This is a genomic window from Ruminiclostridium herbifermentans, from assembly GCF_005473905.2.
In the GTDB taxonomy this organism is placed as follows: Bacteria; Bacillota; Clostridia; order Acetivibrionales; family DSM-1351; genus Ruminiclostridium; species Ruminiclostridium herbifermentans.
This window is the reverse complement of the sequence record NZ_CP061336.1, coordinates 3353165-3366762: the sequence shown is the minus strand read 5'-3', so window position 1 is coordinate 3366762 and position 13598 is coordinate 3353165. Positions and strand designations below refer to the sequence as shown.

Below are 13598 nucleotides of genomic sequence, written 5' to 3'. Positions count from 1 at the left end.
TCTAAGCATATGCATAATGCGTTTGTTTTGAAGACTTAAGGGGCTTGGTTTTAAATGCTGAAATTAAGGGGATTCCAGCCGAATTGACTTTGGTACTTTACAATAGATAAATTAAAATTTTTAAGGGGGAAATACTATGTTCATTAAGTCTTTAGGTTTAAGAAGAAGTATCTCGTATTTACTATGTTTATCAATTTTAGCCTGCGTTTTTTCTATAACCAGTGCTATTGCTGTTCCTGGTGGAACACAGGCGGCAGCAGTTGTTTATGGAGACCTAAATGGTGATGGGGCAGTAGATGCTCTAGACAATGCACTAATGAAACAATATTTACTTGGAACCACTACATTTACAAGTGAACAGAAAGCTGCTGGTGATGTTGATGCAAGCGGCTCAATAGATGCTCTTGACTTTGCTATTATGAAGCAATTTTTATTAAAGATTATCGACAAATTCCCAGCTGATAAGGGTGAGGATGAATATGTTCATCCAATAGTTATTCCTTCATTCTCACAATTACAAGCAAATCCTAAGCTTCCAGACCCTTTCAAGTTCTATAATGGTGATAAGGTTACTACAAAGGCTCAATGGAAAGCTCGTCAGAAGGAAATTAGTGCTCTTGCTCAGGCATTTATTTATGGAAGTAAACCAGAGGCACCAGATAGCGTAAAAGGTTCATTTAGTAACAATAAAATAACTGTAACTGTTACTGATAATGGTAAAACAATATCATTTACTTGTTCAATACAGTATCCATCAAAAGGAACTGCGCCTTATCCTGCAATGATAGGTATTGGTATGAATACTCTTAATTCATCAAATATATTGAATATGGGTGTAGCGTTGATTACCTTCCCTTGTGATGAGTTAGGTGCACAGTCAGGTGCTAACTCAAGAGGAACTGGTAAGTTCTATGACTTGTATGGCAAAAATCATTCTGCAGGTTCACTGATGGCTTGGGCTTGGGGTGTTGACCGCTTGATAGATGCATTAGAAACAACTCCTGAAGCTAGAATTAATGCAGCTAAGCTTGGTGTAACAGGTGGATCACGTTACGGAAAGGGTGCTCTTGCATGTGGTGCGTTTAATGAGAGAATTCAGTTAACTATACCTCAAGAATCAGGCTCTGGTGGAGCTGCTAGCTGGAGAGTATCTGACTGGCAAAAATCAAGAGGACAAAATGTACAGACTGCTGCACAAATTGTAACAGAAAATCCATGGCAGGGAAGTGCATTTGCACAATTCGGAAATGCAGTAAACAAGCTGCCAGTTGACCAGCATTTGGTTGCAGGACTTTGTGCACCACGTGGTTTATTGATAATAGAAAATACATCAATGGAATGGTTAGGAAATGTTAGCTGTTTTGCAACAGGAAAAACAACAAATATGATATATGAAGCACTTGGAGTACCAAGCAATATGGGTTATTCTTCAGTGGGACATCCTGACCATTGTGTACTTCCATCTTCTCAATTCCCTGAAGTAGAAGCATTTATTAAGAAATTCTTATTAGGAGACAACTCTGTTAATACAAATTACATGAAGCAAGATGGTGGAATTACATTTGACAAAAATATGTGGGTTGATTGGGATATTCCAGTATTGAAATAGCACTTATTTGCGAACTTTACACTAATGTTGCTTTTGAACTATTTATAATTTGATTATTCATTTTAAATACAAATAAAAATAAGCAAATAGAAATATTTTGAGACTAATATAACTACAATAACAATGACCCCTAAAATTCCAAGCCCCATTATGAGATTAAATACGTAAGAACTACTATAAACTCAAAAAGCCACCTCTTCACCAAATAGAGCTTTACTGTTTGATGAAAAGGTGGCTATGTTTTAACTAAATAATATTTATTTGACAGCTATAAAATTATTCAACCCAACGAATTAAGCCTGTGTCAAATCTATTAATAAGGTTTGGATTCTTTGGTGTAGCTCTGAAGGTATAAGCATATTCGCCGCCATCTTCTATTTTTAGATCTAAGGAGTACTTATAGGAACCATCCTCAGTTTTACCATCTAACTTCATTTCTATGGATTGAGCATTAATTATCATACCGTTGCATAAAGAACCATAATATACCTCAACCATAACATCTGATGGATCTATAATTCCAAGCTTTGCATAAGCAGTCAGGTGTATTTCATGTCCAGAGTCAGATTTATAATCTTTTAGGTTGTTCATGAACTTTTCAGAGAATAACTGAACCTGATGCCAATTAGCTTTCATATGCTGTTCAAAGGCTGAAAGCTGTTTAGCAAGGCTATAGTTATCAGCACATACCATTTCGGTGCCATTTATTGCAGGAAGATACATTCTTTCTGTATATTCCTTTACCATTCTATCAGTACTATAGTTCCAAGTTAGAGATTTGATGGAGTTTTTCATCATGCGAACCCATTCTGTTGGAATACCTTTTTCATTAACATTGTAGAATAAAGGTACTATCTTGCTTTCTAAAGTGTCATAGATTGATTCGCTGTCAATATTATCTTGAGAATACTCGTTGTCAAATTCTGTCTCATCACCTATAACCCAACCGTTTTCTCCGTCATAACCTTCACACCACCAGCCGTCTAAAATACTAAAGTTTATAATACCATTTATACAAACTTTTTGACCACTAGTTCCGCTGGCTTCAAGAGGTCTTCTTGGATTGTTCATCCATACATCAACGCCTTGAACTAAATTTCTTGCAACAGTCATATTATAGTTTTCAAGCAAAATAACTTTTCCGTAAAAACCTTCTTGCTTTGCAATATCATTAATGTTTTTAATAACATCATGTGCAGGGCCATCAGCAGGATGTGCCTTACCAGCAAAGATAATTTGCATTGGTTTTTCTGGGTTGTTAAGAATCTTTTGAATTCTGGCTAAATTTCTGAAAATCAGATTTGCACGTTTATATGTGGCGAATCTTCTAGCAAAACCAATAGTAAGTGCATTTGGATCAAGGAAATTATCTACTTGTCTTACAGCTTCCATAGATTCACCATTTGCTAGCTTTTGTTGCTTAAGTTTTGCCCTTACAAAGTTAATTAGCTTTAATTTTAATTCTTTATGAATTTCCCATAATTCTTCGTCCGGAATATTATCGATACCTTCAAAAGTAGAACTTTCGTATATTTTAGATGTCCAGTCACTACCAAGATATTTGTCATAAAGTGCTTTTATTTTAGGTGAAATCCATGTTAATGTGTGAATACCATTAGTTACATGTGTAATTGGAATATCATTTTTTGGTACTCCAGGCCATACATCGCTAAATATATCTCTTGAAACAGCTCCATGAAGCTCACTTACTCCATTTTTTCTACCTGCTAGGGTTAGTGCAAGAACAGTCATATTGAAGTTTTGATCTTCTGACTTTTTAAGTCCAAGTTCCAAGAAATCATATCTGCTTAACCCTAATTGTCCCCAGAAATCTCCGAAGTATTTATCCATCATATAAAGAGGGAATACATCATTACCAGCTGGAACAGGAGTATGAGTAGTAAATATTGATGAATTCTCAACAATTTTTTTAGCTTCACTGAAGCTTATGTGTTTTTCATTAACAAGCTTTCTAATAAGTTCTAATCCCATAAATGCGGAGTGACCTTCGTTCATATGATATACTGTTGCATTAATGCCCAATGCGTCTAATACCCTTATACCACCAATCCCAAGGAAGATTTCCTGTTGAATTCTTGTTTCTTGATCACCGCCATATAATCTTGCTGTAAGAGATCTATCGTTATTAGAGTTTTGTGGAACATCTGTATCCATAAGGTATAAATTAATTCTGCCTATCTGAACCTTCCATACTTGTGCATACACTGTTCTGCCAGCAAAGGTAATACTAATTTGCACTTGCTCACCATTTTGATTTAATGCTGGTAGAATTGGCAATTGTGATACATTTAGGTCATTAAAACAAGTTTGCTGCCAGCCATCTGAATTTATTCTCTGACTGAAGTAGCCCTGCTTATAGAACAGACCTATTGCTGTGAATGGAAGACCAAGATCGCTTGCGGCTTTACAATGATCTCCTGAAAGTACACCTAGACCTCCTGAATAAATAGGCAATACTTCATTTAATCCATATTCAGCAGAAAAATATGCAATCATCTTATCTGTATTTTGAGGATATGTTTTATTAAACCATGTGTTTTTTTCAGACATGTAATTGTCAAATGTATTTACTACATTTTCTAGCCTTTTCATAAAATCTGCATCATTAAGTTTTGATTGGAGCTTTTTTTGACTTACTTCCTGTAAGAAACGTACTGGATTTCTGTTCAGTTTTTTCCACAAGTCTAAATCGATTTCTCTATAGAGGTCAATGGCTTCAGGATTCCATGACCACCATAAATTATAAGCAATATCATTAAGTCTTTTAAATTCTTCTGGCAATGCTGAAATTACATTAATTTTACCGACTAAATACATATGCATTCTCCTATCTTTCATTTGATTTTTAATAAAGCATTATAACGAAGCAAAATGTCTCCCGCTATTAAAAGCGGCGGTTGTTCCTTTGATTTTGAAGCGGTGAGAATATATCCAGCTTCGCTTTAATGCCGGTGAATGTAATGAAATTTCTCTGCACTCTCTGTAATAGAAAAATCTCATTTTGAATCTAGGCATTATAACAAAGTATACATGTCAAATAAAATATACGATTTACTTGTTATAATAACACAAAAGAGCAATTATTGGTAGTATTTACAACGAATTTAATTTTAAGTAGATGTGCAGTTAATATTATATGACATTTATGGAAAAAAATACTGAAATAAATTTATAAACTTTATAAATAAAAAATGATATTTTGATATATAAATAATAATACTATGATTAAACGATTCTTTTTATATGGTATTATTGGCTGGAGCATGGAGATAGTTTGGACTGGCCTATATTCACTAATGAATGGTGATATGGCTTTAGAAGCATATACCAGCCTCTGGATGTTATTTATATATGGATGTGCTGTATTCTTAGAACCCCTGCATGACATAATCCACGATTGGAATGTAGTCTTGAGAGGTATTATTTGGGTTGTAATAATTTGGGGTATAGAATACTCTACAGGAAAGATATTGCTTGGAATGCTTAATGTCTATCCCTGGCAGTACTTTGGCAAATTTGCTGTTGAAGGACTTGTTAGGTTAGATTATGCACCGGCTTGGTTTGTCGCGGGTATATTATTTGAGAGAGTACATGCCACATTTGATAGATTAAAGATAACTTAATGGTTGTGATAATTACTTTATAAGCTTTAATGTATAAGCTTTAATGGTAAAATTATAGTATTGGCTTACTGATACTTCTGTACAAACTCATCTAAATGGGCTACACAAGATATTTTTTTAATTATAGTTAATTATACTGCTGTCAGCATTCAGTATTCATGATTTCATAGCTACGTTGTAATAAATAAACTATTATTTAACTATATGTTCAAAATGTTCAAATAAATATTTTTAATCTAGAACCCCAGTTATCTAAGCTGCTTTCGCGTACGCATTAGTGTAACAGTAAATAATTTACTAAACTCAGTTCAAAAATTAATTAGTGTGTTCAAAAATTAATTAGTGTAATGGCTTATATTAACAGTTCAAATTTTCAATTCATATAATTTCTCTAACTTTATAAATATTGAAAAAAGAGCATTTGCAGAATATAATATAATTACCATCATTTTTGAAGGTATACACAAAAAAACGTGTATACTTTTTATTTGCTTTTTTATTTAAATTAAATAATCAGTATCCGGGATGAAAAAGTTTAATGGTGTTATAGAATTAGTATTTGGTTTATTGCTGATTTTACTGCAATAACGGTGAACTTAAAAAAATTGTAATTGTTACAAAAATGAATTTTGATTAAATGAATTTTGATTATAGGATATTGTGATATATAAGATATTGTAAAAAAGAATTGGTCATTCTCAGCGTTTTACTTGAATGACACTGAATCTTTTTTCATTTGATAAGCACACAACTAAAATATTCAACTGGGATAGTTGAACATTTAATATTTAGAATCATTGGGTTTTGTGTACTTCAGGGGGATTAATGAGTAATAATGCTTTGGTAGATAAAAAGGAGCTTGGTGATAGCAAAAAAAAAGTTAAAGGTAAAAAAAAGAAAAGTAAGCTTAAGAGTTTATTGGAATTTTTTATATTTGAGTTTATATTTTTGTCGTTGACAACACCTTTGCTTATATTTTATGGGCCTTTTGAGAATGTAAAATGCTCTGTTACAGGAGTTTTATGGAATTCATATACGCTCAAGGAAGTAGCGAGAACATTTCTTTCAGATAAAGCAATTGCAAATATATTGGGTGATGGTTATGCTATTTCAAATGTTAATACTGAAGATATAAAGCCGCTTAATTTTGGAATACATCATACCAATAAAACAGAACTTTTTGATATAGAGAGCAGTAATTTTAACGGTAAACTTTTAGTTATAGAGGATCCTACAAGAATTAAAGTGGGATACTCAAATCAAATACCTAGAGCTGGGCAGACCACTAGCAGCATCGCTAAAAGATACGGAGCTATAGCAGCTATCAACGGTGGTGGTTTTATTGATACTAAGTGGGCAGGAACAGGTGGTGCTCCATTAGGATATATAATAAGTGAAGGTAAATATATAAGCGGAGAGTCAAAGGACAAAACCACAAAGAGGGATACAATTGCATTTACTGAGGATGGAATGCTTATTGTAGGAAAACATTCACAAAATGATTTGAAAAAATATAATGTTAAAGAAGCAATAAGCTTCGGTCCTCCATTGATTGTTAATGGAAAACCAACTATAAAAAGCGGGGATGGAGGCTGGGGAATATCTCCTAGAACTGCAATTGGTCAAAGAGCAGATGGCTCTGTCTTGTTTTTAGTAATTGACGGAAGAAGTCTTAAATCATATGGAGCGACATTAAAAGAGGTTCAGGACATATTGCTTGAAAAGGGTGCTGTAAATGCAGCAAACTTAGATGGTGGTTCATCAACAACCATGTATTACGATGGCAAAGTAATAAATACGCCTTCTGATGCTTTAGGTGAACGATCAGTACCATCAGTATTTATGGTAATGCCATAGAAGGAGAAATTGTGTGAAAACTTTAGTTAAGTGGTATAGATGGATTCTGTTAGCGGTTATATTTCAATTTTGTGTGTTATTATATATTAATAATGTTTTTTTAAATTCAGATATAACTGTAAGTATAACAGAAGCCAATAAAAGTAAATCTGTATTTACGGGAGATTTTAAGGTTCCTGATAATGCTAAAAGTATCAGTATGTCTTATAATGCTGAATATGGCGCGTATATATTGGACGGTGTACTTCATATTGTCAATGTGGATAAAGAAGATGATAGGGAGGTTGCAGGTAAGGATAATGATAAAATAACCTATTTTAAATGGCTTCCTGATAGAAATATGGTAATATTTTCATCAGATACAAAGAATGGTCAAAAAGGCATAGTTGAAATATCCACCTACGAGCCTGATTCGGAAACTTTACGACAATATCCTCAAATTGATGGATTAACTGCCAAGAGCCAGATAATGGATATTGAACTATCCCAATATACAAATGTAGTTTATGCTAAAATAAAGACATCTGATACAAAGTCAAAGATTGTTAGTTTTAATGTAATGAGCCAATATGCTCATGTAATGAATTTGGGAGCAGATGCTATAATAAAAGAGTGCTCATTTGTTAATAAACTTGTATATCAAAATGAAGAAAAATCAGTATATATTTATGATGGTAATAAAAAGGTAAAAAACAAAATACCTATTGATGCTGACAAGATAAAGGTTTTGGGTATTGATTTAAATGATTCTTTGTATATCGGAATACTTGATTCACTAGGAAAGGTTACTCAAATTTATCATCAAAAAATTAATGATGATAAGGTAACTGATAATTGGACGAAGGTTGATTTAAAAGCTGCTACAGCTGTAGAGGATATTATTATATCGGGTAATGGAAATATATATACAAATGATATTGAAGAAAATAAAATAATTAATGTTATAAGTGGTCTAAAGGCTTCATATAGAGGAGAATTCATTGAAATTTTAGAGGGTGCACTGGTTTCAAAAGAAGAAAATAAGGTGTTTATTACATCTTTAAAAGAATACTGATAAATTGAAGGTGCTGTGAATATTAACACGAAACAGGGTGTTTTGCAAAACGGTCGGCTGAAGAACTTGTTCTGCACCATAATTATTTCAGCGTCAATTTCTGGAGCAAGCAATATATAATGTTCGGTTGTATTATTTAATCAGTTCGCTGTTGGTATTTTTTTTCTACAACGAACCATTGATAATTCTCACATATCAATAGTAATTTTTATGTGGTAATTTAAAAGTTGAGAAATAAATATATTTTAGACATAGTGTTTTATTTGTTCTTTAATTGGGTATTATTAAATTAAGTTTTTATATATAATAAAATGATTTTGGAGGAATTACTTATGTCAGGTAAAATTATAAATTTAACTAATGAAACTTTTGATGAAATAGTATTAAAATCTGATAAACCAGTGGTTGTTGATTTTTGGGCTACTTGGTGCGGACCTTGCAGAATGGTAGGCCCTATAATGGATGAGTTAGCAGAAGATTTCGATGGTAAGGTTCAAATTGCAAAGGTAAATGTTGATGATCAAGGTGAATTGGCAGCAAAATTTAAAATAATGAGTATACCTACTATTTTAACTTTCAAAAATGGTGAGTTGGCAGAAAAGGTTGTTGGCGTTAGATCAAAGGAAGAGTTTTCAGATATGATAAATAAGCTGTTATAGTTTTTTGCTTTTCTTTATTATTGTATATATAAATATTTAGGTTTGTGATTAGAATTGATAGCACTTATATTTTTAGCTATAAGCTGATAATATGAGTGCTTTTTACTGTAAAAATAATTCATAAATTAACAATAGGTAAGATTTTTCTAAACTATTCAAACAATTATTGTTAAAATTTCTATTAAATTATAATATAAACTAAAAATGATAAAATTTTCATAAAATGATTGTAAATCCTATTTCCATTTTTACATGTATTATGTAAGTCAATAAGAGGTCGACTGCAAATGCTATTTTAAATTTAAAATTAACTAGAACTTTAGAAGGTTAGATAAAGAAAATAGCTTATTATACTTTTAAAGTAGCTAAGTATGAGTTTTAAGTCTTATGCAAAAGCTTCTGACTTTTATTATTGCCTTACAAAATATACATTATTAGGAGGAATTTACAATGACACAAACAATCAGAATCAGAAGAGGTACAAAAAGTGAATTTATTAACTATGGCGCTTTAGAGATGGCGGAATTGGGTTTTTGTACAGACACCAAAGAAGTATTTATTGGTGATGGTGTAACAAACCACTTAGTTGGTGGAGTTATGATGGGTACATTGGCAGAGAGACCCGAAGCATCCACACGTGGTAGATTTTACTTTGTAGAGTCAGGAGAAGGAGAAGGCGTACTTTATTTTGATGATGGAAAAGTATGGCATAAAATTAGTGTAGAATCCTTAAAAGAACTTAATGGTACGCTGGATGATATTGCTGACGGTGTTAATTACAAAAAGGTAAAATCAGAAGATATTATAGATGGACATGTGTACAAAGTATCAGATGGTATAAATGTTAAAACTGCCGCTGAAATCAAAGAGCACATTGATAATCCTGAGATACATAGAAAAATTAATGATGCAGGAGCAGGGAATGACGAACTTTGGTCAGCAGCGAAAATAAAACTTGAGATATTTAATGCAATTAGGGGATTGGACTGGCAGGACAGTGTAAAGAGCAAGGAGGTTAAGTCTGTTCCAGAAAATCCTCAGCTTCATGACAGATATCTAATACCTGCTGATGCAGAAGGCATATTTAGTGGTAAAGAAGGACAAATAGCTGATTGGAATGGCTCAGGTTGGGATTTCTTTACTCCATTGACAGGTTGGGCAGTATATGTTGAAGATGAAAATAAAAACTACACATATAACCTTTCCGGTACTTGGGTTGTAACTGGCGGAGCTAATCAGACAATTGAAACACAGGGAGGACTTATTGGTGGAGGTTCTGGTGATGTCATAACTCTGGCAGTAGGTGAAGGAAATGGTATAACAGTAAGTGAAAAAGAAGTGTCAGTGAAGGCACATCATGGTATTATTGCAGATATTAATGGTGTTAGTGTTAAAATTGACAATACTTCTATTGTGTTTGATGAAGATAATGGGTATTCACTATCAGTAGGAGTAATTGATGGAGGCACATTCTAATATGACAAATAAAGGTAAACAGAACAGCACCTTGATATGTATAAGAAGAGGAACTGAATCTGAACTGTTTGATTACCAATTAGAAGTTGGTGAACTTGGTTTTACCACTGATACACATAAACTATTTATTGGCTCTGATGATGGTAATTTACAACTAGCCGTTGGTAAGCCAAAAAAGAAAAAATCGTAAAAAATTATATACCTAATGAATTTATTACAAAGTAATGATAAGTATATAGTAATAACGAGATATTAGGGCGGATGCTAAGCTTAAATAACAAAAGGACCCATTTATAAAGGGTATAAAGTAATATTTTTTCACTTTCGGCGAGGCAAAGATGGTAATGTAAAAAGCATCGGTAATAAATAGCTTGAACCTGTTACTAGTATGTGTCTTTTTGACTTTTGCTAGTAACAGGTTCTTTTAATCTACATAGAATTGGCTTTACTTTCTATGTGTGGTTAATATAAAGTTATTAAAATGGTGTTTCATACATTTCTACAGCTGAAGATGGGATTCCTTGTAATGTTCCACCAATTGAGAAAATTAAATCATATGCAGATGTAAAAGTTAAATAGCCTCGTGGAGTAGGCATATCAAGTTTATCTGTCCAAGTATCGGTTGTTGGATCATAAACTTCTAATTTTTTAAGTTCTCCACTTTGGTTAATTCCACCAACAGCATATATCATACCACCTACAACCTCAACACCAAGGCTGCGTCTTGCAGTGTTCATGCTTTGTTTTTGCACCCAAAGATCTTCGCTGATATTATAAGCCTCTACAATATTCAAGTAGTTGCCATTATAGCCACCAATTACATATATGGTGTTATCAATAGCTGCTAGTTCATGTATACTTCTTTTAGTAGGCATTTTTTGTTTTACAGTCCATTGATTTGTTGCAGGATCATATTCTTCTACTGCATCTATATACTTATTGCCATTATAACCGCCAATTACATATATTTTACCATTTACTGAAATGGCTGCTGTGTTAAATCTAGGTGTTGGCATGTTAGGCAAAGTAGTCCAAGTTCCTGTTTTAGTATCATACACTTCACTAGTAGCAAGAACATTTGTACCAGTCTTTCCTCCAAATACATATATTTTTTCACCAATTGAAGCGGCAGCCATTCCATGTCGTTCACCAGTCATATCATTTGATTTTGTCCATGAGTTAGTAAGAGGATCATATATTTCTATGGATTTAGTAGCTATATTACCTTTAGTTATTCCTCCTAAAACATAGATTTTGTTGTTTACATTCACTGAAGCAGCACTAGTTTTAGGAATAAACATGTCACTCATTTTAGTCCATGCATTAGGATTTTTATAAACAGTAGCATATTCTTCTTCGCTCCATTCTCCTATTCCTAATGGAGTGATGGCACGAACTCTATATTTATGGGTAGTACCAGGTAATAAATTGAGGTGTGAATAATCTGTTACTTTACCAACATTAACAACTTTGTCGTCAATTTCTAGATCATAGCTTGTTGCTTCATCAATATCTGACCATGATAGATCGATTTGGTATGGGATATTTGCTTCTACATTAGTAAATTCAGGAATAGGAATAATAACAACTACTTCTCCTTCTATTTCCATTTTAAAATCACTAAAAGTAAAGTATGATAAAATACTGCAGTCATGGCTTTTATAAACAGCTATTGGTCCAAAACCATTGCCTATAACTTCTTTTAGTTGATAGTCAGTTATTCTTTGTACACCATTATCCCACAAATTAAGTGTATTTGAATTAACTTCTATTATAATGTTGTGATCTTTACCTACTTTTGTAAATGAAGCAATTCTACTCATAGTATGTGTACCGTTATTAAGGCTAGTAACATTTACAGGACCAACTTTATATAATCCTATACCGCCTTCTTCGTATAATATCATATATGATGTCAGAATATTGTTTTCTATTTTTCCATTAAACAAATATCCGCCTCCATACATGCTGTGATAATTGATTCCATTTTCGCTAAGATTAAAAGAGAAAGTTTTTTTATTGCTTTTATCATATGCCATAAACAAATAATCTACATATTGTGGTTTACCGTAACCATAAAAGGTCATTTTATTTCCGTCAATTATTATATGATCGTTGGAAAGTGCACCGTTTAAATATGTACCGGAATATGCCTGATCTAAGAGGTAATGGGTGTACTTCTGCCATGTGATTGTTTCTTCTCCGGTAGTTTCAGCATTTACCACCGAATATGGCAAGGATAAGCTTGAAAATAATAATAAGGCAGTTACAATAAAACAAATTAGTTTTTTCATTCGCATTTTCTCCTTTGCTTAAAAAATGTATTTATTACATATTATACAATAGCTGCAAATTTATAACAATATTTATATAGTTTTTATTCAATAATTGATTAGAATGATATTTAGGAGTGATTTTAAGGATAATAATAAAGATTAATCTAGATAAAACTACCCCAAAGATGTGTTTTCAAGAAAGCTCCTTTTATGATTAAAGATTTATATATTACATATTACAATATGTAAAAAGGAAATACAATATAAATAATTTGCTATATTCATGGATTAAAATATTCTTCTGTCCAGTTTATATTTATTTACTCCAAGTATTAATTTGAAGCGTATAAAAAGTTATTTTGCTGCCGCTATATATAAAATATTTCTGCATTTTATCTCTGTCATTAGCATTATAAATGATACTTTATGTTGCTGGTTTATGGATATAATTGATTAGTTTATGTAATCAAGATATAATAATCTATGTTATATAATTGAAAATATTGTAAATTATGGAAGGTTGTTAAAGCGTGAAAGCAACGAGAAAATTATTTTGTATTATTTTATTTTTCATTTTTATTTTAAATGGGTGCAGCAAAGCAAACAATGTGGATTTAGAGAAGGTGAGTAACTCAATTAACTCTCCGGTGAGTAATGTTCTGTACGTATAAGTATATAATAAAATTTTTATTTGCGGATATTTTGTCCTTCAGCTGATAATTATTAAGGTTTGATCCTAAACTATCTTATGAGATATTAGTATAAATATAAAAGATTTAATTAATTGTTAATAATGATAATATTATACAAAAATGTAATTAAGAGTGATATAATATAATAAACTAGAAAAGCGTTATTTCAATAAATTCTTCTAAATGATTGTTAAATTTGGCATTTTAGATTTCAGATTTTTGATTGCAGTTTCTTGTATAAAGAGTGATGCAGAACATATGATATGCCAACTATATAAACTGATAGTGTGTGGCTTGCAATTAGCAAAATGTTGAATGCAGCAGTAAAATA

9 protein-coding genes are annotated in these 13598 nt (G+C 32.1%); 7 read left to right on the top strand and 2 right to left on the bottom strand.

Annotated features, from left to right (window positions below; all coding sequences use genetic code 11):
- Positions 1-136: 136 nt before the first annotated feature.
- Positions 137-1609: a dockerin type I repeat-containing protein gene (locus tag EHE19_RS13640; protein WP_137698846.1), complete on the top strand. Its 1473-nt coding sequence runs from the start codon at positions 137-139 to the stop codon at positions 1607-1609.
- A 276-nt stretch (positions 1610-1885) separates the two neighbouring features.
- Here EHE19_RS13640 and glgP read toward each other — a convergent pair whose 3' ends face one another.
- Positions 1886-4447, bottom strand: coding sequence for an alpha-glucan family phosphorylase (gene glgP / locus EHE19_RS13635; protein WP_137698845.1), 2562 nt, complete (start codon positions 4445-4447; stop codon positions 1886-1888).
- A gap of 404 nt (positions 4448-4851) precedes the next feature.
- On the opposite strand from glgP, the gene EHE19_RS13630 reads away from it, so the two are divergent.
- From EHE19_RS13630 to EHE19_RS13605, 6 genes are all read left to right on the top strand, one after another.
- Positions 4852-5253 carry a putative ABC transporter permease gene (locus tag EHE19_RS13630; protein WP_137698844.1) on the top strand — a complete coding sequence of 134 codons (402 nt, stop codon included), beginning with the start codon at positions 4852-4854 and terminating at the stop codon, positions 5251-5253.
- 825 nt (positions 5254-6078) lie between these two features.
- Positions 6079-7110 carry a phosphodiester glycosidase family protein gene (locus EHE19_RS13625; protein WP_137698843.1) on the top strand — a complete coding sequence of 344 codons (1032 nt, stop codon included), beginning with the start codon at positions 6079-6081 and terminating at the stop codon, positions 7108-7110.
- 13 nt (positions 7111-7123) lie between these two features.
- On the top strand, positions 7124-8164 hold the full coding sequence (locus EHE19_RS13620; RefSeq protein WP_137698842.1) for a hypothetical protein: 1041 nt from the start codon (positions 7124-7126) through the stop codon (positions 8162-8164).
- 332 nt (positions 8165-8496) lie between these two features.
- Positions 8497-8823 (top strand): thioredoxin, encoded by a 327-nt coding sequence (gene trxA, locus EHE19_RS13615; protein ID WP_137698841.1) that lies wholly within the window; start codon positions 8497-8499, stop codon positions 8821-8823.
- 450 nt (positions 8824-9273) lie between these two features.
- Positions 9274-10299, top strand: a complete 1026-nt coding sequence (locus EHE19_RS13610) for a DUF2793 domain-containing protein (RefSeq protein ID WP_137698840.1) — start codon at positions 9274-9276, stop codon at positions 10297-10299.
- Positions 10283-10489, top strand: a complete 207-nt coding sequence (locus tag EHE19_RS13605; RefSeq protein WP_244648245.1) for a hyaluronate lyase N-terminal domain-containing protein — start codon at positions 10283-10285, stop codon at positions 10487-10489. Before EHE19_RS13610 ends, EHE19_RS13605 begins: the two co-directional genes overlap by 17 nt.
- Before the next feature lie 286 nt (positions 10490-10775).
- Here the strand turns inward: EHE19_RS13605 and EHE19_RS13600 are convergent, their stop codons facing one another.
- The gene (locus EHE19_RS13600; RefSeq protein ID WP_171003635.1) at positions 10776-12593 is read right to left on the bottom strand and encodes a Kelch repeat-containing protein; all 1818 of its coding nucleotides are present in this window, start codon (positions 12591-12593) and stop codon (positions 10776-10778) included.
- Between the last annotated feature and the right edge of the window lie 1005 nt (positions 12594-13598).

Bases quoted from the DNA above. Each gene is read 5' to 3' on its own strand.
- EHE19_RS13640 (WP_137698846.1), top strand. From the start codon at position 137: ATGTTCATTAAGTCTTTAGGTTTAAGAAGAAGTATCTCGTATTTACTA.
- glgP (WP_137698845.1), bottom strand. From the start codon at position 4,447: ATGTATTTAGTCGGTAAAATTAATGTAATTTCAGCATTGCCAGAAGAA.
- EHE19_RS13630 (WP_137698844.1), top strand. From the start codon at position 4,852: ATGATTAAACGATTCTTTTTATATGGTATTATTGGCTGGAGCATGGAG.
- EHE19_RS13625 (WP_137698843.1), top strand. From the start codon at position 6,079: ATGAGTAATAATGCTTTGGTAGATAAAAAGGAGCTTGGTGATAGCAAA.
- trxA (WP_137698841.1), top strand. From the start codon at position 8,497: ATGTCAGGTAAAATTATAAATTTAACTAATGAAACTTTTGATGAAATA.
- EHE19_RS13610 (WP_137698840.1), top strand. From the start codon at position 9,274: ATGACACAAACAATCAGAATCAGAAGAGGTACAAAAAGTGAATTTATT.
- EHE19_RS13605 (WP_244648245.1), top strand. From the start codon at position 10,283: ATGGAGGCACATTCTAATATGACAAATAAAGGTAAACAGAACAGCACC.
- EHE19_RS13600 (WP_171003635.1), bottom strand. From the start codon at position 12,593: ATGAAAAAACTAATTTGTTTTATTGTAACTGCCTTATTATTATTTTCA.